Origin of the sequence: Limnohabitans sp. (assembly GCF_038134685.1) — a bacterium.
In the GTDB taxonomy this organism is placed as follows: Bacteria; Pseudomonadota; Gammaproteobacteria; order Burkholderiales; family Burkholderiaceae_C; genus Limnohabitans_A.
In genome coordinates, this window is sequence record NZ_JAYPVP010000001.1 from 131,985 (window position 1) to 152,613 (window position 20,629).

Consider the following 20,629-nt stretch of genomic DNA (forward strand, 5'->3'; position numbering starts at 1 on the left):
GCAACAGGCTGTTCATGACTTTCAGACTGGCCGATTGGTTTGAGCCGCTTGAAAAGTTTTATTTTTCTTTACCGTAGCCATACATCCACGCACGAAGCAGCAACACGCCTGGCAGATACTTCTCTCCATACCGAACGTTTTGAGTCGGTTTCCACGAAAGGGAAGTGAAATGATGATCAAAAAATCTCTGGTGACTTTGGCCATCGGTGCTGTTTTGTTGACTGCAGGTGCAGTCCAGGCGCAAATGGGTTCTCACATGTCTGGCGAAGGCAGTGGAATGCAAAAACACGGACAAAGCCATGGTCATCAGCACGAAGCTGAACGCGGGCACAAGCAGCAGCAGCACCGCATGGACAAACTCAAGCAATCCTTGAAATTGAGTGCAGAACAAGACCAGGCCTGGGCTGCTTTTCAAGGCTCCATGCAGTCACCCGCCATGCAGCGGCCAGACCACCAGGCAATTGCCAAAATGAGTACACCCGATCGTCTTGAAGCCATGTCCAAAATGAAGGCTCAGCATGACGCCCAGATGGAGAAGCGTCAGCAAGCTACGCTGGCTTTTTATGGAACCCTCTCAGCTGAACAGAAAAAAATCTTCGATCAGGAAACTTCCTCACTCATGAGTCACCACGCAAAAGGGGGTAAACACATGGGTAAAAGCAATCATCAGCACTGAATAGACCATTTTCGGTACCAAGGGCCTCAACGAGGCCCTTTCTTATTTGACATTGGTCAATTTCATTGGCACATAAAGCCCTAAGCTTGCAGTCCATGAAGCCTTTCAAATCACCTGCCTCGCCTGCTTTACTTCCTGAAGTCAGGGACATTGCGTTCACACAACCTTTAACGTGGTTGAAAAAAGGTTGGGCAGACATGCAGCACACACCTTCTTTGAGCCTGTTTCACGGCTTTGTGGTGGCTGTGATGGGTTATGTCATTGCCGTGATTGCACACGATAAATTCTGGCTTCTTGCCAGCGCAGTCTCCGGATTTTTGGTCATCGCGCCCTTGCTGGCTACCAGTCTTTACGCCATGAGCTGCGCGATCGAAAAAAAACGTCCGGTCCATATGGGTTTGCTCGTTCGGATCTGGACCCAATGGCAGTTGCAATTGCGCTATCAGCCAGACAGCTACTGGAGTCTGATCCGGTTTGGTCTGTTACTGGCTGCTGCTGCCACCGGATGGGTGTTGACGTCTTCAGCACTGATCACCTTGTTCTCACCCGAACCTGTTCGTGCACCCATGGATTTCATACGTCATGTGGTTCTGAACAGGGACCATTATGTTTTTGAGATCTGGTTGTGTCTCGGGGGCATGATGGCTGCACCCGTTTTCGCTTCCAGTGTGGTGACAATGCCATTGCTGCTCGATCGTCGCATTGGCGTACTTCAAGCTGTCTTGACCAGCTGGAAGGCTGTTTTGCGCAATCCTGCCACCATGGCCATCTGGTCTTGCCTGATCATGGGGTTGTGGACTGTGGGCGTACTGTCCATTTTCATTGGGCTGATTTTCATATTGCCCTTGCTGGGTCATGCCAGCTGGCACGCTTATCGGGATCTGGTGGATGTAGAAGGCTGGCCTGATCGTATGCAAGGGCAAGAGCAGCCATGAACTTCACGGAAGAGCAATTTGCATGGTTTGGCTTGACCATTGGGGTCGGCGCGTTCATGCTCTACATGGTTTTCATCATTTTTCAACTGGCTTGGGAATCGAAGGCCGGAAAGTTCGGAACTTTCATCATCTTTATCGGCTTGGCTTTTGGCATGGTAGGTTTTGTGGCCAAAGGCATCATCCAGTGGTTGCTTCAATAAGTCTGTGGGTAACTTTCGAAGAACTGCAGACTTATCCACAGATTCCTTCCTTGATTTCAAGTTGTTCAACTTTGCTAGACAGTTCGCAATCATGGCTGTCAACAGCATCAGAAGTGTCTTAACACCATGAAAGAAAACAACTTTTCTGACTTATCCACCCGTGCAGGATATGCTTATCTACCACTACTATTTTGAAATAAAGAAATAAAGAAAACCATAGAACTAGTTCGGCTGTTAAGATTTCGGCGTTCCAAATAGCCAATCGCTCCCAGACATGACCTTTGCCACTTCACCAGGTTTCGAAATCAAGAGTGCAGATCTGGCTTTAGTGGCTTTGCTGCTTAAAACAGCAAATGTCGAGCAGATTGCACAAGGTTTGCGGGCCCAGTTCTCAGATTCGCCTGATTTTTTCGACCAGGATCCTCTTTTGATCGATTTGTCATGGTTGAGCGAAGCAGATGCCGGGCAAGACATTGATTTCTCATCCCTTGTCCGGATTTTGCGGGAATATGGCCTGATGCCCTTGGCCATCAAAGGCGGATCAGACGCACAGCGTGCCGCAGCCTTTGATGCAGGTCTTGTTGATGCCAACGATGCACGTATCCGTCGCCTTTCCATGGAGACGCCTCTTCTGCAAGCCACTGAAACAGTGGCTACCGAAACAGCGCCCGCCGCACCTTCATTTTCGGGTGCTGTCGTGCTGGACAGGACATTACGATCAGGACAGCAGTTTTATGCCAAAGGAAAGGATCTGGTGGTCTTGTCCATGGTCAATGCAGGCGCTGAAGTGATTGCAGATGGTGACATCCACATTTACTCGACTTTGCGTGGCAAAGCGATTGCCGGTGCAAGAGGTAAAACTGATGCGAGAATCTTCGCCTATGCCATGGAACCCGAGTTGATTTCCATTGCTGGTGTGTACCGAACCAGCGAAAACCCTTTGCCCAAAGAAGTGTTTGGCAAGCCGGCACAGGTGTCTCTGTCTTCGGGTCCGGATGGTGACAAGTTATTGATCACGCCACTTAAGGCATGATGTGAATTGATTTGATTTTTTCTCAAAGAAAGAAAAGCATGACCAAAATTGTCGTTGTGACTTCTGGCAAAGGTGGCGTGGGCAAAACCACGACCAGTGCAAGCTTTGCCACAGGTTTGGCGCTCAAGGGTTTCAAAACAGCCGTGATCGATTTCGATGTGGGTCTGCGTAACCTGGACCTGATCATGGGTTGCGAGCGCCGCGTGGTGTATGACTTCGTGAACGTCATTCACGGTGAAGCCAACCTGCATCAAGCGCTGATCAAGGACAAGCAAAACGAAAACCTGTATGTTTTGGCTGCGTCTCAAACGCGTGACAAAGAGGCCCTGACACAAGAGGGCGTTGAGCGCGTTCTCAACGACCTCAAAGGCATGGGTTTTGACTACATTGTTTGTGACTCACCTGCAGGCATTGAAACGGGTGCCTTGATGGCCATGCACTTTGCCGATGAAGCACTTGTGGTGACCAACCCCGAAGTGTCTTCTGTGCGTGACTCAGACCGGATTTTGGGCATGCTCAGCAGCAAGACCAAGCGTGCCATTGAAGGTACGGATCCGATCAAGGAACACCTCCTGATCACTCGCTACAATCCCAACCGCGTGGAAGACGGTCAGATGCTGTCTTTGCAGGATATTCAGGATATTTTGCGCATCAAGCTCATTGGCGTGATTCCTGAGAGTGAAAATGTTCTCCAGGCTTCTAACCAGGGTACACCCGCCATCACCATGAATGGCAGCGATGTGTCTGAAGCTTACAAGGATGTGATTGACCGCTTCCTGGGTGAAGACAAACCTCTGCGTTTCGTTGATGCTGAAAAGCCTGGCTTTTTCAAGCGTCTGTTCGGGAGCAAGTGACCATGTCGTGTTTGTCCTTTTTTGTGGGCGAGAAGAAAAATACTGCCAGTGTTTCCAAAGAACGCCTGCAGATCATCCTGGCCCATGAGCGCAGCGGTCGCAACGCCGCTGAGCCCGACTACCTGCCCGATTTGCAGCGCGAATTGGTCGCAGTGATCAGCAAGTACATCAAGATCAATCCTGATGACATCAAGGTGAACCTGGAGCGCCAGGACAATCTGGAAGTGTTGGAAGTGAAGATCGAATTGCCGGAAAACCGTTGATCGACCAACGAAAAAGCTCCGCATGGTGTGAGCCTTGCGGGGCTTTTTACTGGGTTGAAGGTAAGCGAAAGGGTCACTGACCCAACAATTGCTTCCACTGCAAACGGGCAGCGGCCAGGTTGCGTTCCTTTACATGGCCAAAGCCCTTGATGGTCTCAGGTACACGTGCTGTGTCGACGGCCTTGGCGTGGTTCTCTGCATCCAGTGAAGCCAGCAGACCTTCAACGATGCCCATGTATTCACCGATCAGCGCACGTTCTGTGCGTCGCTCTTCGGTGTAGCCAAACACATCCAGCGCACTTCCGCGCAGGCCCTTGAGGGCGGCCAGCAGCTTGAAGGCAGTTTGCATGCCGGGGCCAAATTTCTGCTTGATCAGCTGGCCCTTGTCGTTGCGCTTGGCCAGCAGGGGTGGGGCCAGGTGGTAGTGCATCTTGAAGTCGCCTTCGAACTGCTCGGCAATGCGTTCTACGAAACCGGTCTGCGTGTGCAGGCGGGCCACCTCGTACTCGTCCTTGTAGGCCATGAGCTTGAACAGGCTCCTGGCCACAACCTCGGTCAGCACGGTTTTGCCCAATGGGGCTTCGGCTTGGCGGACCCGCTCTGCAAAGTCACTGTAACGCTGGGCGTAGGCGGCATTCTGGTAGTCCGTCAGCCAGGCCACGCGTTTGGCGATCAAGTCATCGAGGCTGTCGCGCTTCTTGAATTCGATGACCTGAGTCGGTTGCAGCACCGCCATGACCTTGTCCGGGTGTGCGGCAGCGTGGCAGCCCCAGTCAAACGCGAGTTTGTTGTTGGCCACAGCCACTTCGTTGAGTTCGATGGCCCGCATCAGCGATGCACGTGAGAGCGGCACCCAGCCTTTTTGCCAGGCGTAGCCCAAGATGATGGGGTTGACGTAAATCGTGTCGCCCATGAGTTGCTTGGCCATGCGGTCGGCGTCAAATATGCTCACGTACCCTTCACCGACCTGCTGTGTGATTTCGGCCACGCATTGTTCGGCCGGGTTCTGCCAGTTGCCGTTCTTCACAAAGGCGGCGGTGGGTGTGCTGTGGCTGTTGAGGGCCACATGGGTCCGGCCTTCGCGCATGCGCAACAGGGTTTCCTTGCCGGCGGTGACGATCGGGTCACAACCGAAGATCAGATCGGCGGTGGCCATGCCCACGCGGGTGGTGCGAATGTCGGCCTGCTTGTTGGCCACGATCACGTGGCTCCAGGTGGCCCCCCCTTTTTGGGCCAGCCCTGCCGCGTCCTGCGTGACGATGCCCTTGCCTTCCAGGTGCGCGGCCATGCCCAGCAGCTGGCCGATGGTGATCACGCCGGTGCCCCCCACGCCGGCCACCACCATGCCCCAGGGGTGCTGGAGGCTGGGCTGTGCGGGTTCGGGCAGTTCGCCCAAAGCGGCAGGGGAGCTGGCTTCCGATTTGGCTTTCTTTTTGAGTTGGCCACCTTCGACGGTGACGAAGCTCGGGCAAAAGCCCTTGAGGCAGCTGGTGTCCTTGTTGCAGGTGCTCTGGTTGATGGTGCGCTTGCGGCCGAATTCGGTTTCCAGCGGCTCCACCGACAGGCAGTTGGACTGCACGCCACAATCGCCACAGCCTTCGCAGACGGCTTCGTTGATCATCACGCGAACCGCCGGGTCGACCATGGTGCCGCGCTTGCGGCGGCGGCGCTTTTCGGTGGCGCAGGTCTGGTCGTAGATGATGACCGTGGTTCCTTTGATTTCGCGCATCTCGCGCTGGATGCGGTCGAGCTCGTCGCGGTGGTGTACCGTCACGCCCTCAGCCAGGGCCACGCCTTTGTATTTTTCGGGTTCATCGGTCACCACGTCGATGCGCTGCGCACCCTCGGCCCGCATGCTCATGGCGATCTGGACCACGCTGTGCCCCTCAGGCCGCTCGCCCACACGCTGGCCGCCGGTCATGGCCACGGCGTCGTTGTAGAGGATCTTGTAGGTGATGTTCACGCCTGCGGCCACGCTCTGGCGCACGGCCAGGATCCCGCTGTGGAAGTAGGTGCCGTCGCCCAGGTTGGCGAACATGTGCTGGGTGTGGCTGAAGGGCTGCTGGCCGACCCAGGGAACACCTTCACCGCCCATCTGGGTGAAGCCCAAGGTGCTGCGGTCCATCCACAAGGCCATGAAGTGGCAGCCGATGCCGGCCATGGCACGCGAGCCTTCAGGTACGCGAGTCGAGGTGTTGTGCGGGCAGCCCGAGCAGAACCAGGGCAAACGTTCGGCAGCAGAGCCCAAGGTGAGCGCTTGCATCGACGCTTCCTTGGCATCGAGCACAGCCAGGTGCGCGTCGATGCGGGCAGTGGTGTCTGAGTCGATGCCGATTTTCTTGAGGCGCCTAGCGATGGCGCGGGCGATGATGGCCGGGCTCAGGTCGGCGTTGGCCCGCAGCAAGGTGTTGGCGCTGGGGTTGGGCATGGACCATTCACCGCCGCCATGGCCATCCACGTTGTCAAATTTGCCAATCACGTCCGGTCGCACATCGGCGCGCCAGTTGTAGAGCTCTTCCTTGAGCTGGTATTCGATGACCTGGCGCTTTTCTTCGACGACCAGGATCTCGCGCAGCCCGGTGGCGAATTCGCGCGTAGTCTGCGCTTCCAAGGGCCACACCACGTTGACTTTGTGCAGGCGGATGTCCAGACGCTGGCAGGTGGCGTCATCGAGCCCCAGGTCCAGCAGGGCCTGGCGGGTGTCGTTGTAGGCCTTGCCGCTGGCAATGATGCCAAAGCGGTCCTGCGGGCTTTCAATGACGTTGTGGTTGAGCTTGTTGGCGCGGATGTAGGCCAGCGCGGCGTACCACTTGTAGTCAAACAGGCGCGCTTCCTGCTCGAGTGCGGTGTCGGGCCAGCGGATGTGCACGCCGCCAGGCGGCATCTCGAATTCGGGCAGCACGATCTGCACGCGCTCGGGGTCAATGTGCGCGGTAGCACTGGACTCGACGATTTCCTGAATGGTTTTCATGCCCGCCCACACGCCCGCAAAGCGGCTCATGGCCAGTGCGTGCAAGCCCAGGTCGAGGATGTCCTGCACGCTGGCCGGAAAGAACACTGGCAGACCGCAGGCCTTGAAGATGTGGTCGCTCTGGTGTGCGGCCGTCGAACTCTTGGCCACATGGTCGTCACCGGCCACCGCCAGCACGCCGCCCCAGGGGGTGGTGCCCGCCATGTTGGCATGCTTGAAGACGTCCGAGCAGCGGTCCACACCCGGCCCCTTGCCGTACCAGATGCCGAACACGCCATCAAAGCGGTTGGTGCCAGGCGGGGCAAAGCCCAGCTGCTGGGTGCCCCACAAGGCTGTGGCCGCGAGTTCTTCGTTGACGCCGGGCTGGAAGACGATGTTCTGCGCCTGCAGGTACTTGCGTGCCTTTTCCAGCGATTGGTCGTAGCCGCCCAGCGGCGAGCCCCGGTAGCCGCTGATGAAACCGGCGGTGTTCTTGCCTTGCAGCGCGTCGCGCTGGCGCTGCAGCATGGGCAGCTTGACCAGTGCCTGGATGCCGCTCATGAAGGCCCGGCCCACATCGAGGCTGTATTTGTCGTCCAGCGTGACGGTTTCCAGGGCTTTGCGGATGGGGTCGGGCAAGGGCGCGTTCATGGTGTTTTCTCAACAGTTCATGGCAGTGTAGGTTGAGGTGGCTGACAGGTGCTTGCTTTCGGAGACAGTGTTTGCCCTAGGAATTGAAAGAATCTTGCTGGATAATCAAAAAAATGGAAACACTGGACAAGTTTGATTGGCTAATTCTGAACGAATTGCAGCGTGATGGGCGTCAAACCAATGCTGAACTGGCCCAGCGCGTGGGCCTCTCGGCAGCACCTTGCTGGCGGCGTGTGCGGGCTTTGGAACAGGCCGGCTATATCCAGGGCTACCGGGCCGTGATTGACCGCCACAAGGTGGGTCTGGATGTACTGGCTTTTGTGAGGCTGGATGCCGAGCGCAACCGGGGCGATTTGACGCGTGAGATGGAAGCGGCCATTCGACAGATTCCGGAAGTCATTGCGTGTCACTACATCAGCGGAACAGGGACGTTTGAATTGGAAGTGGTGGCGCGTGATCTGCAGTCTTTCAGCGCCTTTGCGCGCGATGTGCTGCTCAACTTGCCCAATGTGAAAGACCTGCACACCAGTTTTTCGCTGGGCGAGGTCAAGGCGGGAGCCGCCTTGCCTCTGCCACGCTGAACGCTGACGGCGTGATCAGGGATAGAGTCCGCGTAACTCTCTCGCTTGTAGCATGCGGGTGCAAGCGATGATGAAGGTGGCCGTGCGCAGACTGACCTTGTGCTGCTGTGCGGTTTGCCAGACGGCTGCAAAGGCTTCGCGCATCAAGCGCACCAGGCGGGCGTTGATTTCGTCTTCGCTCCAGAAGAAGCTGGAGAAATCCTGCACCCATTCAAAGTAGCTCACCGTTACGCCGCCGGCATTGGCAATCACGTCGGGCACGACCAAAATGCCGCGCTCGGCAAGAATGTCATCGGCCTCAGGCGTGGTCGGACCGTTGGCGCCTTCAATGACCAGTCGTGCCTGAATTTGCGCTGCGTTGTTGACAGTGATTTGCTGCTCCAGCGCTGCAGGCACCAGGATGTCACAGGGCACCGACCAGAACTGCGCTCTGGCCAAAGCCTCGGCACCGGAGAAACCCAGGACGCTGCCGTGCTTGGCCACATGCTCAAGCAAGGCATGGATGTCCAGGCCAGAAGCCTGGTACACCGTGCCCGCATGGTCCTGCACTGCCACCACTTTGCAGCCGGCTTGAGCAAACAGTTGTGCAGCAACGCCCCCCACATTGCCCAAGCCTTGCACGGCCACTCGGCAGCCCTTGAGCTCAAGCTGGATGTGTTGCGCCGCTTCCTGCGCCACCGTGAACACACCGCGGCCTGTGGCTTCGCGCCGGCCCAGCGAGCCGCCCAGCGCAATGGGTTTGCCGGTGACAACGCCCGTGGCGGTGGCACCCGTGTTCATGGAATAGGTGTCCATCATCCAGGCCATGATTTGTTCGTTGGTGTTCATGTCCGGCGCCGGAATGTCCTTGGAGGGGCCGATGATCAGTCCGATTTCGCTGGTGTAGCGGCGCGTCAGGCGCTCCAGCTCCCCTCTGGACAAGGTCTTGGGGTCGACGCGGATGCCCCCTTTGGCACCGCCGTAGGGCAGGTTGACAGCGGCATTCTTGACCGACATCCAGGCTGACAAGGCCATGACCTCGGACAGGGTGACATCCTGATGAAAACGGACGCCACCTTTGCCGGGACCCCGACTGAGGTTGTGCTGCACGCGGTAGCCCTCAAAGTGCGCCACAGTGCCGTTGTCCAGTTCGATGGGCACATCCACAATCATGGCGCGTTTGGGTCGCTTGAGGGTTTCGACCCAGCGCGCCAGATGTCCCAGGTAGGGAGTGACGCGGTCAACCTGTTGGAGGTAAATGCCCCATGGGCCAAGATGGTTGGGGTCCAGGTACGAGGGCAAGGTGTGCGAGGTGTTCATGTCCAATGTCCTTGTTTGAGAGGTGAGTACAGCTTAGGCAGACGGCAAACCCTTGTCCAAGGCCAATCATTTTCAAAGTCATGCGCGGCGCGCATAACGAGCAGCAAAAGCAAATTTGGGTGGCTGCCCTTAAAATAGGCACCCTTTGCCGCCCAAAGGCTGTGGGCGGCCCTGCACAGGTTTGTGTTCTCTTTTTCTGGCCCGATTCGGGCGCGCACAGCATGCTTTACCCTCAGGAATTCGATGTGATCGTGGTCGGTGGCGGCCACGCCGGTACAGAAGCCGCCCTGGCCGCTGCGCGCATGGGCAGCAAGACCTTGCTGCTGTCGCACAACATCGAGACCTTGGGCCAGATGAGCTGCAATCCGTCGATCGGCGGTATTGGCAAGGGCCACTTGGTCAAAGAGGTCGATGCGTTGGGTGGGGCCATGGCTTTGGCCACTGATGAGGGGGGCATTCAGTTCCGTATCCTGAACAGCTCCAAGGGTCCTGCCGTGCGTGCAACGCGCGCTCAGGCTGATCGCATTCTTTACAAAGCGGCCATCCGTCGCATGCTGGAAAACCAGCCTAACCTGTGGTTGTTTCAACAGGCGGTGGATGACCTCATGGTTGAAGGTGACCGTGTGGTGGGCGCTGTAACGCAAGTGGGTATTCGCTTTCGTTCGCGCGCCGTCGTGTTGACCGCAGGGACTTTCCTGGACGGCAAGATCCATGTGGGCTTGAACAATTACTCCGGTGGCCGCGCCGGTGACCCGCCCGCCGTCAGTCTGTCGGCTCGACTGAAGGAGTTGAAACTGCCGCAAGGGCGTCTCAAAACCGGGACGCCGCCACGCATCGATGGCCGCACCATCGACTTCAGTCAATGCATTGAACAGCCTGGCGATGGCATGCCGGGGGGCATGAACGAGCAGGATGGGGTGCCGGTGTTCAGCTTCATGGGCAAGGCCAGCATGCACTCGCAGCAGATGCCCTGCTGGATCACCCACACCAACGAGCGCACGCACGAGATCATCCGCTCCGGCTTTGACCGCAGCCCTATGTTCACCGGCAAGATCGAGGGCGTGGGCCCGCGTTACTGCCCGAGCGTGGAAGACAAGATCAACCGTTTTGCCGACAAGGACAGCCACCAGATATTTCTGGAGCCCGAAGGCCTGACGACGCACGAGTATTACCCCAACGGTATTTCGACCAGCTTGCCGTTCGATATTCAGTATGACTTGGTCCGCTCCATGAAAGGCTTGGAGAATGCACACATTCTCCGACCGGGCTACGCGATTGAATACGATTACTTTGATCCGCGCGAACTCAAAAGCAGCTTTGAAACCAGGCAGATCAATGGCCTGTTTTTTGCGGGCCAGATCAACGGTACAACCGGTTACGAAGAGGCAGCGGCCCAGGGCTTGTTCGCCGGCATCAATGCCGCCTTGCAGTGCCGTGGCGAAGCTGCCTGGACACCCAGCCGCGACCAGGCCTACCTGGGCGTGCTGGTGGATGACCTGATCACCAAGGGTGTGACGGAACCCTACCGCATGTTCACCAGTCGCGCCGAGTTCCGCCTGCAGCTGCGCGAGGACAACGCCGACATGCGCTTGACGGAAGTCGGGCGCCAGATGGGCCTGGTTGACGATGCTCGCTGGGATGCTTTCTGCCGCAAGCGCGACGCCGTTTCACGTGAAACAGAGCGACTGAAATCCACCTGGGTGAACCCGCGCAACCTGCCTGCCGAAGAGTCTGTGCGGGTGTTGGGAAAAGCCATCGATCACGAATACAACTTGTTTGACCTGTTGCGCCGTCCTGGCGTGAGTTACCTCGACTTGATGGGGATGAATGATGCGCGTCATGCCAGCCTTGATGTTTCACGTGAAACGCTGGGGGACTTGACGGAGGCCGTGGTGGAGCAGGTGGAAATTGCTGCCAAGTACTCGGGCTACATCGATCGCCAAAAAGAAGAGGTGGGTCGGGCGGCGTATTACGAAGGCCTCAAGTTGCCTGCTGACCTGGACTATATGCAGGTCTCGGCCCTGTCGATCGAGGCGCGCCAGAAGTTGGCCAAGCATCGTCCTGAAACGTTGGGCCAGGCCTCACGCATTTCGGGCATCACCCCGGCGAGCATCTCCTTGCTGCTCATCCATCTGAAAAAGGGCGGCTTCAAGGGTTTCCGTTCGCCAACCGAAGAAAGCCAATCGGTATGAGTGATGTGCTGGCCGCCTTGAAATTGGGCGCGACAGAGCTTGGATTGAGCCTGAGCGATGTCCAGTTCGAACAACTCCAGGGCTACCTGGCATTGATCCGGAAATGGAACAAGGTTTACAACCTGACGGCCGTCCGCGACCCGCAGGAAATGCTGACGCACCATGTGCTCGACAGCCTGACGGCTGTAGCCCCCTTGCTTCGACACACTGGCGGCGCTGCAGCCAAGGTGCTGGACGTGGGTTCCGGCGGCGGATTGCCCGGTATCGTGCTGGCCATTTGCCGCCCAGAGCTGGATATCAGCTGTGTGGACGCGGTAGGCAAGAAGGCGGCCTTTATCCAGCAGGTGGCGGCCAGTCTGAAGCTGCCCAATCTGCGCGGTGTGCATGCGCGGGTCGAGAGCCTGAGTGGCCCCTTCGATGTGATTTGCTGCCGGGCCTTTGCTGCTTTGCCAGACTTCGTGAATTGGTCTCGTGGTGCGTTGGCTCCGAATGGCGTCTGGATGGCCATGAAGGGCAAACACCCTCAAGAAGAAATCGATGCTTTGCCCCAAGGTGTGCAGGTGTTTCACGTGGAACCTTTGCATGTTCCAGGATTGGATGTCGAACGCTGCATGGTCTGGATGCGCCCGACAGCACCCGCGCCACACTGAACGACACGCCCCAGCGTTAAGCGCCAATGACGCGGCGCTGGGCAGGTACACTTCAGGCATTGCGTATCTGAGTGCACCATGGCCAAAATTTTTTGCATTGCCAACCAAAAAGGTGGCGTCGGCAAGACCACCACCACTGTCAACCTGGCTGCAGGTCTGGCCAAAGTCGGTCAGCGCGTGTTGCTGGTGGACCTGGATCCGCAGGGCAATGCCACCATGGGCTCGGGCATTGACAAGCGCGAACTCGAGCTCAGCGTCTACGACGTCCTGCTGGGGTCTGCCAGTGTGGCGGAGGCGGGCATCCGTACCGAAAAGTGTGGGTATGACGTTCTGGGCGCCAACCGCGAACTGGCGGGGGCTGAGGTTGAGTTGGTGGAGTTGGAGCGACGGGACCAGCGCCTGAAAAACGCCCTGGCGGTGGTCGATGCAGATTACGATTTTGTGCTGATCGATTGCCCACCATCCCTGTCGATGTTGACGCTCAATGGCCTGTGCGCCGCACATGGCGTGATTGTCCCCATGCAGTGCGAATACTTTGCACTCGAAGGCTTGACCGACTTGGTTAACACCATCAAACAGGTGCATGCCAACCTCAACCGTGACCTCAAGATCATTGGCTTGTTGCGTGTCATGTTTGACCCGCGTATCACCTTGCAGCAACAGGTCAGTGAGCAACTCAAGGGCCATTTCGGAGACAAGGTGTTCAACACCGTGATTCCGCGCAATGTTCGCCTGGCCGAGGCGCCCAGCTATGGCTTGCCCGGCGTGGTTTTTGACCCCTCAGCCAAAGGCAGCATCGCCTTTGTAGAGTTCGCCAAAGAACTGGTGCAACGCGCACCGACTCTGTGACGATGTCCCCCCAGGTTCTGATCCTTCCCGGCTGGCAAGGCAGCGGCCCAGAGCATTGGCAAATGCGATGGGTGGCGGCGCATGGTTATGCCCTGGTCGAGCAAAGTGACTGGATGCGACCACTTCGAGGTGACTGGTTGACGCGTCTGGACGAGGTGGTGGGCGACAGTCCGGCGCCCGTTGTTCTGGCAGCGCACAGTCTGGGCTGTATTCAGGTGGCGGCGTGGGCGCGCGTGTCGAGGCATGTAGGCAAGGTGCAAGGCGCTTTGCTGGTGGCACCGGGCGATGTCGAGCAGCCACAGTTGATGTCGGTGCTGCACAGCTGGACACCGATAGAGCGCCAACGCCTGCCCTTCAAGGCTGTTCTGGTGGGCAGCGAGAACGATCCCTACTGCTCTCTTGAACGGGCACAGGGTTTGGCTCAGGACTGGGGCGCACAATGGGTCAATCTGGGCGCGTGCGGACATATCAACGCCGAGTCGGGCTTGGGCGATTGGCCTGCAGGACACGCCCTGCTGCAAACAATGATGAAGGAATAAAAATGGTTACCAAAAAACCCAAAGGTCTGGGTCGCGGTCTTGAAGCCCTGTTGGGTCCGAAAGTGCAGGACGTAACGGTGACCGATGCCAGTGCGACCGCCACAGAAACGCCATCTACCCTGTCCCTGGATGACCTGGTCCCGGGCATGTACCAGCCACGTACCCGCATGGACGAAGGCGCTTTGTACGAGCTGGCCGAGTCCATCAAGGCCCAAGGCATCATGCAGCCGATTCTGGTGCGCAAGCTGACCGAGGGCGACAACGCCGGCAAGTACGAAATCATTGCCGGGGAGCGCCGCTTCCGTGCCTCTCGTCTGGCCGGCTTGGACCGGGTGCCCGTGTTGGTGCGCGATGTGCCCAACGAGGCCGCTGCAGCCATGGCACTGATCGAAAATATCCAGCGTGAAGACCTGAACCCGTTGGAAGAGGCTCAAGGTCTGCAACGCCTGGTGAGAGAGTTTGGACTCACTCACGAAGCTGCCGCCCAAGCCGTCGGCCGTTCGCGCAGCGCAGCCAGCAACCTGCTGCGCCTGCTCAATCTGGCCGAGCCGGTGCAGACCATGCTGATGGCTGGAGACATCGACATGGGCCACGCCCGTGCGTTGTTGGGGCTGGACAGGGCCACCCAGATCACGGCAGCCAACCAGATCAGCTCCCGCAAGATGTCGGTGCGCGAGGCTGAAAGCCTGGCCAAGAAGCTTGGCGCAGAGTTTCAGTTGGTCACGCAAAAACCCAAAAAGGAAAAGTCACGTGATGTGCGCCGTGTGGAAGAAGAGCTGTCTGACCTCCTGATGGCCGAGGTGGAGGTCAAGGTCAAAAAGCGCGTCAAGCGCTTGGGCAAGATCGAGGAGATGGGCGAGCTGACCATCGCGTTCGGTTCCTTGGACGAACTCAATGGCCTGATCGAGAAGCTGCGCGGCTAAACCTCAAAAGGAAAAATCTTCCCCGGGTTCATGATGTTCTTGGGGTCGAGTGCACGCTTGATGGCGCGCATCATGTCGATGGCCCCTTCGCCAGCTTCGTCACGCAAAAAGCCCATTTTGTGCAGGCCCACGCCGTGCTCGCCGGTGCAGGTTCCGCCCAGGCTCAGGGCACGCTGTACCAGCTTGCGGTTCAAGGTTTCGGCGGTCTCAAACTCTTGAGCGTTGTCGGGGTCGATCAGGTACCCAAAGTGGAAGTTGCCATCGCCCACGTGCCCGACCAGGAAGTAGGGAATACCGGAGGCGTCAGCCTCTTCGATCGAGTCCAGCAAGGCATCCGCCAGGCGGCTGATGGGCACGCAAGTATCGGTGGAGATGGCGCGGCAGCCCGGCTTGCTCTGAATGGCTGCAAAGTAGGCGTTGTGACGCGCAGTCCACAATCTGGTGCGCTCCTCTGGCGTGGTGGCCCACTCAAAGGATTGACCACCGTGGCTGCTGGCCAGCTCCTGCACGGTCTCGGCTTGCTCCTTGACGCTGGCGGGGGAGCCATGAAACTCCATGAGCAGCAAGGCCTCTTCCCGCAAGCCCAGTTTGGCGTACTGGTTGACCATTCGCACCGTGTTGGCGTCGATCAATTCCACGCGTGCAATCGGGACCCCCAGCTGAATGGTTTCGATGACGGTGTGTACTGCATCGGCAATGCTGGGGAAGGAGCAAACGGCCGCCGAAATTGCTTCGGGTAGCGGGTAAATGCGCAAGGTGATTTCGGTCATGATGCCCAGCGTGCCTTCGCTACCCACCATCAGGCGGGTCAGGTCGTAACCGGCACTCGACTTCTTGGCGCGGGTGCCGGTGCGAGTGGTGCCGCCTTGTGCGGTGACGACTTCCAGCGCCAGTACGTTTTCGCGCATGGTGCCGTAGCGCACGGCGTTGGTGCCGCTGGCCCGTGTGGCGCACATGCCGCCAATGCTGGCATCGGCGCCGGGGTCGATCGGGAAGAACAGGCCGGTGGACTTGATTTCTTCGTTCAACTGTTTGCGCGTCACGCCTGGTTGCACGGTGACCGTGAGGTCTTCGGCGTTGACCGCAAGCACCTTGTTCATGCGAGAAACGTCAATGCTGATGCCGCCTTGCACCGCCAGCAAATGCCCTTCCAAGGACGAGCCCACGCCAAAAGCGATCACAGGGGTGTCGTATTGGCTGGCCAAAGCCACCGCATCGGCCACATCTTGGGTGGACTCGGCAAATACCACAGCCGCAGGCGGGGGGACGGAGACGAACACGGACTCATCGCGTCCGTGCTGGTCGCGTACAGCCTGCGCCAACGAGCACTGCGTACCAAAGCGCGCTTGAAGCGCGGCGATCAACTCCGGGGGGCTCATCCGCGGGGCAATCTGAAGATGGTGTGCGGCGGTGGGTGCGTTCATGCGATTCTCCTGTGAGGAGATTTTGGCGCAAAATCGGAAGTTGAACAGACAAGCTAGGGACAACATGGGTAATCGACTGACGGCCATCGCGACACGCACCGGCGACAACGGCACCACGGGTTTGGGCAACAACCAGCGGGTCTCCAAAAACAGCCTGCGCGTGCACGCCATGGGCGAGGTCGATGAGCTCAACTCGCACATTGGTGTTTTGCTTTGCGAAGACATGCCCGTGGGCGTGCGCGATTTGCTGGTGGAGGTCCAGCATCAGCTGTTCAATCTGGGTGGTGAGTTGTCCATCCCTGGCTTCGAATTGCTCAAAGCAGAGGCTTTACTGGTGCTCGATCAGGCGCTGGCCGACCACAACGAGACCTTGCCCCGCCTGGAGGAATTTATTCTTCCTGCAGGCACCCGTGCAGCCGCACTGGCCCATGTCTGCCGCACCGTGGCGCGTCGGGCCGAGCGACATGTGGTGGCCCTGGGTCAGGAGGAGGCTTTGAACGAGACCCCGCGCCAATACCTGAACCGTTTGTCGGATTTGATGTTTGTACTCGCTCGCGTCCTCAACCGCATGAACGGGGGAGATGATGTGTACTGGAAGAGCGAGCGCATGCAGCGCAACGCTTGATGTCCATCAGGAGCTCACATTTGCACTGACGAATTGATTAAGATGGCGTACATCGGTCGGCCCGCGGGGCCGATTTTTGTCGGTGGAGTTGGCTCGAAAAGGCGATAGACCTTGGGCTATGGGAGGAAATCATGCAATTGATCTGGATAGCGGGTCCATCGGGCAGGATGCGGTCCTGGACCTTGCGGCGCGCGCATGTGCTCGGCGCCTTGTCGCTGGCCATCATGCTGCCCATGGCCGGGACGCTGGGCAACGTGCTTTGGCGTTGGTATGGCGGCCAGGAACAGGTGCAGCTGCAGGCGCAACAACAAGAGCAGTTGCATGACATCAACAGCCGCCTGGCCCAGATGGTGGCGCAGGTGCAATTGCTGGAGCAACAGAAAAGCGACATGTTGCGTCTGTTGGGTGCGCGCGTGTCCACCGAAGAGGCACCGACGGGCAAAGGGAGCCTGAGGTTTCAGGGGGGGCCTTTCAAGTTGCTGATGGGCGTGGGCTTGCAAGATGACCCGTGGGCAGCCACTGAGCACGAAATCAATACCCACACCGCCTGGGTCCGCCGCCTGAACCGTCAGTGGCAAAAGGAGCAAGCGCAGCTGCAGGCCATGCCCTTGTCGTTCCCGCTGGCGTCGGGATATGACATCAGCAGCGAGTTTGGTGCGCGGCAAGATCCCTTCACTGGCATGGGGGCCTTGCATGAGGGCTTGGACTTCACTGCAGACCCGGGAACGCCTGTTTTGGCCACCGCGTCGGGTCGGGTTGTGCGTGCCGGGTATGCAGGAGCCTATGGGCAGATGGTCGAGCTTGACCATGGCAAAGGCTATGTATCCCGTTATGCCCACATGCGCAAACTGCTGGTTCGCGAGGGTGCGCAAGTGCAGCGTGGCGACCCGGTGGGCGAGCTGGGTAACACCGGGCGCTCAACGGGTGCACATTTGCACTACGAAATTCGTTACCGTGGTCAGGCCATCAATCCTCAAACCCCATTGATGGCCTGGAATCGCTGAATCCCATCGCACACTGAGGAGACAACATGTTCTCAAGCAAGAAAAACAAGAATGCACCGCTGGTGCTGAGCGCCGAGAAATTTGACACACTGATTGGTCTTGGGTGCAAGATTCAGGGTGTCCTGATGCCGGAACAAAGCCTGCGTATAGATGGTGTGGTTGAGGGCGATGTACGCGCGGCAGGTAAGCAGCAGGTCAGCGTGGTGATTGGCCCACAGGGCCGCGTCAAAGGCAATATCCACGCGCACCGGGTGATTGTGGCCGGGACAGTTCAGGGCGATATTCATGCCAGTGAGCGCGTGGAGATGCAATCGCAATGCCGGATTGAGGGTGATATCCGCTATGGCTCCATTGCTGTGGAGCATGGTGCTTGCTTGCTGGGTTTATTGCTCAAACTGGAAGATGACGCTGTGGCCAACGACCCGCTGCCCCATGTCGACGCGGTGATTCAAAAAGCCCAGAAACCAGCTGCCAACGGCACTGAGTAAGACAAAGCAGAGACGCAAAAAAGGCGCTACACAGTGTGCAGCGCCTTTTTTCATGGTGTGCTTACCAGGGAATCAAAAACTCAATTCTTGTGCAGCTCGGCGTTCAACTCGCCCCAGCTCTTGTTGCGCGGGATGGCGTGTAGCGCGCCGCTTTGCGAATCGCGGCGGAACAGGATGCCGTTTTTGCCGGACAGTTCCTTGGCTTTGACGGTGCTGCCATCGGGCAGTTGCACGCGGCTGCCGCCGGTGATGTAGCAGCCGGCCTCGACCACGCAGTCGTCGCCCAGCGAGATGCCGATGCCGGCGTTCGCCCCCAGCAGGCAGCGCTTGCCCACCTTGATGACTTCCTTGCCGCCGCCCGAGAGCGTGCCCATGATGGAGGCGCCGCCGCCGATGTCGCTGGCGTCATCGACCACCACGCCCGCGCTGATGCGGCCTTCGACCATGCTGGCGCCCAGGGTGCCGGCGTTGAAGTTGCAAAAGCCTTCGTGCATGACGGTGGTGCCACTGGCCAGGTGCGCGCCCAGGCGCACACGGTCGGCGTTGGCAATGCGCACGCCGCTGGGGATCACGTAGTCGGTCATCTGCGGGAACTTGTCCACGCCCTTGACTTCGAGCACGCGACCTGTAGCGCGTGCGCGCAGGCGGGCGGCTGGTACATCGGCCACGGCACAGGGTCCGAAGTTGGTCCAGGCCACATTGGCCAGCAGGCCGAAGATGCCGGTCACGTTGGCGCCGTGCGGCTGGACCAGGCGGTGGCTGAGCAGGTGCAGGCGCAGGTAGGCGTCGTGTGCGTCTGCTGGCGCATCAGCCAGCGATTGGATGTCGGTGCGAACAGCCACCACTGTCGTGTTGCGCACCGCGCATGCCAGCAGCGCCTGGGCAGCTTCACCCTCCAAGGTGGCTTCAGCTTCTGCGGCTGTCAGACGGGTGCTGCCGCTGGCAGCAACGTTGTCGCTCAATTCGGGGGCCGGGTACCAGGTATCCAGTACGGTGCCATCTGCGGCCAGGGTGGCCAGACCAATGGCGCTGGCGCCGGTGGTGACGAAGGTGCTCATGTATTGTTCTCCGCTGAGGATTCTAAAAACCCCTGATTATCGGGGAGCCCGGCCAGACGTGCTCAAGTTGGTCGGCGGTTGACCAGCACAATGCCAACAGTCACCAGGCCGAGCGCAGACAGCAGTGTGGTGGTGACGGCTTCATGCAGCAGCAAGGTGCCAAAGAGCAGTGCGAACAGCGGCGTGAGGAAGACGAAAACCGAAATCTTGGTGGCCGGGTAGCGACCCAGCATCCACATCCACGCGAGGTAGCTGGCGAAGGCGCCGATCACGGTTTGTGCCAGCACCGACCCCCAGGCCAGTGCACTCCAGTCGAACGACCAGGTCTCGCCCAAAGCGAGCGAGATCCACGGCACAACCACTGCAGTGGTCCCGATTTGGTAGAAGAGCAGCTTTTCGGGCGAGATGCGTGTGAGGCCCGTGGCGCGGATGGACACCGTGGTCAGGCCCCACAGCGCGCCTGCAGCCAGACCCAGCAGGTCACCTGTGGCGCTGCCACTGCTTGCGCCCAGACCTTCGCGCATGGCAAAAGCTACGGCGACGAAGGCGCATGCCAGCCCCAGCCATTGCATCGGGCGCAGCCGTTCCGATTTGACGAACAACGGCACGAGTGCAGCCACCCAGAAAGGGGAGGTGTAGAGGAACACGGTCAGGCGCGACGCCGTGGTGAACAGGAGGCCCAGATAAATGCAGGCAAACTCGGCCGCAAACAGACTGCCCGCCAACAGACCTGGCCACAGGCTACCGTCACGCTCGAACAGTCGAATACCACGCGCGCGGCACCACAAGAGCAGCAGGACACAGGCCCCGATGCAGCGCACACTGGCTTGCATCAACGGTGGAACTTCTGCCATGACGGCCTTCACCAGAATCTGTTGAAGGCCCCAAAACATGCAACAGCTCACCAGCAAAATGATGGCGGTGCTGTCCAGGTGATTCAGCCGTGCAGGCAGACGGGTGGAGCTCACGTCAATACGCCATGACCCACAAAGGGGTGATCAGCGAACCAGCAGCACCGGTACTTTGCAGTGCGCCAGCACTTGGGTGGCCACCGATCCCATGACCAGGTTGCCGATGGCCGAGTGGCCGTGCGAACCCATGATGACCAGATCGAATTTGCCACTCTCGGCTGTCTTTGCAATCACCTCGCCCGCCATGCCGGGCTTGACCAGGCTCTTGGCACTGATGCCATGGCGCAGCAGGAACTTGCTGATGGGTGCAAGGACTTTCTCGGCCTCTTCGCGCATGAAGGTATCGACCACATCTTTGCCCAAGGCTGCACGCGCACGGCTAGGCAAAGGCGCTTGCACGGTCAGCAGTGTGAACTGGTTTTGTGGACCGTACAGGGCTTCGTGGGTGGCCAGATAAGCCAGCATATGTTTGGTGTAGGCGCTACCGTCAACGGCCAACAAGATTTTCATGATTGCTCCAGAGT

21 protein-coding genes are annotated in these 20,629 nt (G+C 58.7%); 15 read left to right on the top strand and 6 right to left on the bottom strand.

Going from position 1 to position 20,629, the window contains the following annotated elements:
* Nucleotides 1-256 precede the first annotated feature (256 nt).
* The 6 genes from AAFM15_RS00595 (at nt 257) to minE (ending at nt 3,961) form a co-directional block, all read left to right on the top strand.
* Nucleotides 257-676, top strand: a complete 420-nt coding sequence (locus AAFM15_RS00595; RefSeq protein WP_341684754.1) for a Spy/CpxP family protein refolding chaperone — start codon at nt 257-259, stop codon at nt 674-676.
* Between the two features lie 197 nt (nt 677-873).
* Nucleotides 874-1,611, top strand: a complete 738-nt coding sequence (locus AAFM15_RS00600) for a DUF2189 domain-containing protein (RefSeq protein ID WP_341684755.1) — start codon at nt 874-876, stop codon at nt 1,609-1,611.
* Nucleotides 1,608-1,811: a DUF2788 domain-containing protein gene (locus tag AAFM15_RS00605; protein WP_341684756.1), complete on the top strand. Its 204-nt coding sequence runs from the start codon at nt 1,608-1,610 to the stop codon at nt 1,809-1,811. Before AAFM15_RS00600 ends, AAFM15_RS00605 begins: the two co-directional genes overlap by 4 nt.
* Nucleotides 1,812-2,085: 274 nt before the next feature.
* Nucleotides 2,086-2,844, top strand: a complete 759-nt coding sequence (gene minC, locus AAFM15_RS00610) for a septum site-determining protein MinC (RefSeq protein WP_341684757.1) — start codon at nt 2,086-2,088, stop codon at nt 2,842-2,844.
* A gap of 38 nt (nt 2,845-2,882) precedes the next feature.
* Complete coding sequence (minD, locus tag AAFM15_RS00615) at nt 2,883-3,698, top strand: septum site-determining protein MinD (protein WP_341684758.1); 816 nt, start codon at nt 2,883-2,885, stop codon at nt 3,696-3,698.
* 2 nt (nt 3,699-3,700) lie between these two features.
* A complete protein-coding gene (gene minE, locus AAFM15_RS00620; RefSeq protein WP_341684759.1) occupies nt 3,701-3,961 on the top strand; it encodes a cell division topological specificity factor MinE in 261 nt (86 codons plus the stop codon).
* Nucleotides 3,962-4,034: 73 nt separating this feature from the next.
* On the opposite strand, the gene AAFM15_RS00625 is transcribed toward minE, so the two are convergent.
* The gene (locus AAFM15_RS00625; protein ID WP_341684760.1) at nt 4,035-7,562 is read right to left on the bottom strand and encodes an indolepyruvate ferredoxin oxidoreductase family protein; all 3,528 of its coding nucleotides are present in this window, start codon (nt 7,560-7,562) and stop codon (nt 4,035-4,037) included.
* Between the two features lie 113 nt (nt 7,563-7,675).
* Between AAFM15_RS00625 and AAFM15_RS00630 the strand changes: the two genes are divergently transcribed.
* Nucleotides 7,676-8,143 (top strand): Lrp/AsnC family transcriptional regulator, encoded by a 468-nt coding sequence (locus AAFM15_RS00630; protein WP_341684761.1) that lies wholly within the window; start codon nt 7,676-7,678, stop codon nt 8,141-8,143.
* Nucleotides 8,144-8,158: 15 nt separating this feature from the next.
* Here the strand turns inward: AAFM15_RS00630 and AAFM15_RS00635 are convergent, their stop codons facing one another.
* Nucleotides 8,159-9,442, bottom strand: coding sequence for a Glu/Leu/Phe/Val dehydrogenase (locus tag AAFM15_RS00635; protein WP_341684762.1), 1,284 nt, complete (start codon nt 9,440-9,442; stop codon nt 8,159-8,161).
* A gap of 221 nt (nt 9,443-9,663) precedes the next feature.
* Here AAFM15_RS00635 and mnmG point away from each other — a divergent pair, with 221 nt between their 5' ends.
* The 5 genes from mnmG (at nt 9,664) to AAFM15_RS00660 (ending at nt 14,595) form a co-directional block, all read left to right on the top strand.
* Nucleotides 9,664-11,634, top strand: coding sequence for a tRNA uridine-5-carboxymethylaminomethyl(34) synthesis enzyme MnmG (gene mnmG, locus AAFM15_RS00640; RefSeq protein ID WP_341684763.1), 1,971 nt, complete (start codon nt 9,664-9,666; stop codon nt 11,632-11,634).
* Nucleotides 11,631-12,284 (top strand): 16S rRNA (guanine(527)-N(7))-methyltransferase RsmG, encoded by a 654-nt coding sequence (rsmG, locus tag AAFM15_RS00645; protein WP_341684764.1) that lies wholly within the window; start codon nt 11,631-11,633, stop codon nt 12,282-12,284. The genes mnmG and rsmG overlap by 4 nt, the downstream gene beginning before the upstream one ends.
* A 78-nt stretch (nt 12,285-12,362) precedes the next feature.
* Complete coding sequence (locus AAFM15_RS00650) at nt 12,363-13,133, top strand: ParA family protein (RefSeq protein ID WP_341684765.1); 771 nt, start codon at nt 12,363-12,365, stop codon at nt 13,131-13,133.
* Nucleotides 13,134-13,135: 2 nt separating this feature from the next.
* Nucleotides 13,136-13,672: an alpha/beta hydrolase gene (locus AAFM15_RS00655; protein ID WP_341684766.1), complete on the top strand. Its 537-nt coding sequence runs from the start codon at nt 13,136-13,138 to the stop codon at nt 13,670-13,672.
* 2 nt (nt 13,673-13,674) lie between these two features.
* Entirely contained in the window at nt 13,675-14,595 is a 921-nt protein-coding gene (locus AAFM15_RS00660) for a ParB/RepB/Spo0J family partition protein (RefSeq protein ID WP_341684767.1), read from the top strand.
* Here the strand turns inward: AAFM15_RS00660 and AAFM15_RS00665 are convergent.
* On the bottom strand, nt 14,592-16,019 hold the full coding sequence (locus AAFM15_RS00665; protein WP_341684768.1) for an FAD-linked oxidase C-terminal domain-containing protein: 1,428 nt from the start codon (nt 16,017-16,019) through the stop codon (nt 14,592-14,594). The genes AAFM15_RS00660 and AAFM15_RS00665 overlap by 4 nt on opposite strands.
* 64 nt (nt 16,020-16,083) lie before the next feature.
* Between AAFM15_RS00665 and AAFM15_RS00670 the strand changes: the two genes are divergently transcribed.
* From AAFM15_RS00670 to AAFM15_RS00680, 3 genes are all read left to right on the top strand, one after another.
* The gene (locus tag AAFM15_RS00670; protein ID WP_341684824.1) at nt 16,084-16,644 is read left to right on the top strand and encodes a cob(I)yrinic acid a,c-diamide adenosyltransferase; all 561 of its coding nucleotides are present in this window, start codon (nt 16,084-16,086) and stop codon (nt 16,642-16,644) included.
* A 131-nt stretch (nt 16,645-16,775) separates the two neighbouring features.
* On the top strand, nt 16,776-17,648 hold the full coding sequence (locus AAFM15_RS00675; RefSeq protein ID WP_341684769.1) for a M23 family metallopeptidase: 873 nt from the start codon (nt 16,776-16,778) through the stop codon (nt 17,646-17,648).
* Nucleotides 17,649-17,674: 26 nt separating this feature from the next.
* Nucleotides 17,675-18,136: a polymer-forming cytoskeletal protein gene (locus AAFM15_RS00680; protein ID WP_341684770.1), complete on the top strand. Its 462-nt coding sequence runs from the start codon at nt 17,675-17,677 to the stop codon at nt 18,134-18,136.
* Between the two features lie 80 nt (nt 18,137-18,216).
* Here the strand turns inward: AAFM15_RS00680 and dapD are convergent, their stop codons facing one another.
* From dapD to AAFM15_RS00695, 3 genes are all read right to left on the bottom strand, one after another.
* Complete coding sequence (gene dapD / locus AAFM15_RS00685; RefSeq protein ID WP_341684771.1) at nt 18,217-19,194, bottom strand: 2,3,4,5-tetrahydropyridine-2,6-dicarboxylate N-succinyltransferase; 978 nt, start codon at nt 19,192-19,194, stop codon at nt 18,217-18,219.
* 62 nt (nt 19,195-19,256) lie between these two features.
* Complete coding sequence (locus AAFM15_RS00690; protein WP_371833060.1) at nt 19,257-20,147, bottom strand: DMT family transporter; 891 nt, start codon at nt 20,145-20,147, stop codon at nt 19,257-19,259.
* Between the two features lie 45 nt (nt 20,148-20,192).
* On the bottom strand, nt 20,193-20,615 hold the full coding sequence (locus AAFM15_RS00695) for a universal stress protein (protein ID WP_341684773.1): 423 nt from the start codon (nt 20,613-20,615) through the stop codon (nt 20,193-20,195).
* Between the last annotated feature and the right edge of the window lie 14 nt (nt 20,616-20,629).

What these genes read in the sequence shown, in the direction of transcription:
- AAFM15_RS00595 (WP_341684754.1), top strand. Translation starts at nt 257, where the DNA reads ATGTCTGGCGAAGGCAGTGGAATGCAAAAACACGGACAAAGCCATGGT.
- AAFM15_RS00600 (WP_341684755.1), top strand. Translation starts at nt 874, where the DNA reads ATGCAGCACACACCTTCTTTGAGCCTGTTTCACGGCTTTGTGGTGGCT.
- AAFM15_RS00605 (WP_341684756.1), top strand. Translation starts at nt 1,608, where the DNA reads ATGAACTTCACGGAAGAGCAATTTGCATGGTTTGGCTTGACCATTGGG.
- minC (WP_341684757.1), top strand. Translation starts at nt 2,086, where the DNA reads ATGACCTTTGCCACTTCACCAGGTTTCGAAATCAAGAGTGCAGATCTG.
- minD (WP_341684758.1), top strand. Translation starts at nt 2,883, where the DNA reads ATGACCAAAATTGTCGTTGTGACTTCTGGCAAAGGTGGCGTGGGCAAA.
- minE (WP_341684759.1), top strand. Translation starts at nt 3,701, where the DNA reads ATGTCGTGTTTGTCCTTTTTTGTGGGCGAGAAGAAAAATACTGCCAGT.
- AAFM15_RS00625 (WP_341684760.1), bottom strand. Translation starts at nt 7,562, where the DNA reads ATGAACGCGCCCTTGCCCGACCCCATCCGCAAAGCCCTGGAAACCGTC.
- AAFM15_RS00630 (WP_341684761.1), top strand. Translation starts at nt 7,676, where the DNA reads ATGGAAACACTGGACAAGTTTGATTGGCTAATTCTGAACGAATTGCAG.
- AAFM15_RS00635 (WP_341684762.1), bottom strand. Translation starts at nt 9,442, where the DNA reads ATGAACACCTCGCACACCTTGCCCTCGTACCTGGACCCCAACCATCTT.
- mnmG (WP_341684763.1), top strand. Translation starts at nt 9,664, where the DNA reads ATGCTTTACCCTCAGGAATTCGATGTGATCGTGGTCGGTGGCGGCCAC.
- rsmG (WP_341684764.1), top strand. Translation starts at nt 11,631, where the DNA reads ATGAGTGATGTGCTGGCCGCCTTGAAATTGGGCGCGACAGAGCTTGGA.
- AAFM15_RS00650 (WP_341684765.1), top strand. Translation starts at nt 12,363, where the DNA reads ATGGCCAAAATTTTTTGCATTGCCAACCAAAAAGGTGGCGTCGGCAAG.
- AAFM15_RS00655 (WP_341684766.1), top strand. Translation starts at nt 13,136, where the DNA reads ATGTCCCCCCAGGTTCTGATCCTTCCCGGCTGGCAAGGCAGCGGCCCA.
- AAFM15_RS00660 (WP_341684767.1), top strand. Translation starts at nt 13,675, where the DNA reads ATGGTTACCAAAAAACCCAAAGGTCTGGGTCGCGGTCTTGAAGCCCTG.
- AAFM15_RS00665 (WP_341684768.1), bottom strand. Translation starts at nt 16,019, where the DNA reads ATGAACGCACCCACCGCCGCACACCATCTTCAGATTGCCCCGCGGATG.
- AAFM15_RS00670 (WP_341684824.1), top strand. Translation starts at nt 16,084, where the DNA reads ATGGGTAATCGACTGACGGCCATCGCGACACGCACCGGCGACAACGGC.
- AAFM15_RS00675 (WP_341684769.1), top strand. Translation starts at nt 16,776, where the DNA reads ATGCAATTGATCTGGATAGCGGGTCCATCGGGCAGGATGCGGTCCTGG.
- AAFM15_RS00680 (WP_341684770.1), top strand. Translation starts at nt 17,675, where the DNA reads ATGTTCTCAAGCAAGAAAAACAAGAATGCACCGCTGGTGCTGAGCGCC.
- dapD (WP_341684771.1), bottom strand. Translation starts at nt 19,194, where the DNA reads ATGAGCACCTTCGTCACCACCGGCGCCAGCGCCATTGGTCTGGCCACC.
- AAFM15_RS00695 (WP_341684773.1), bottom strand. Translation starts at nt 20,615, where the DNA reads ATGAAAATCTTGTTGGCCGTTGACGGTAGCGCCTACACCAAACATATG.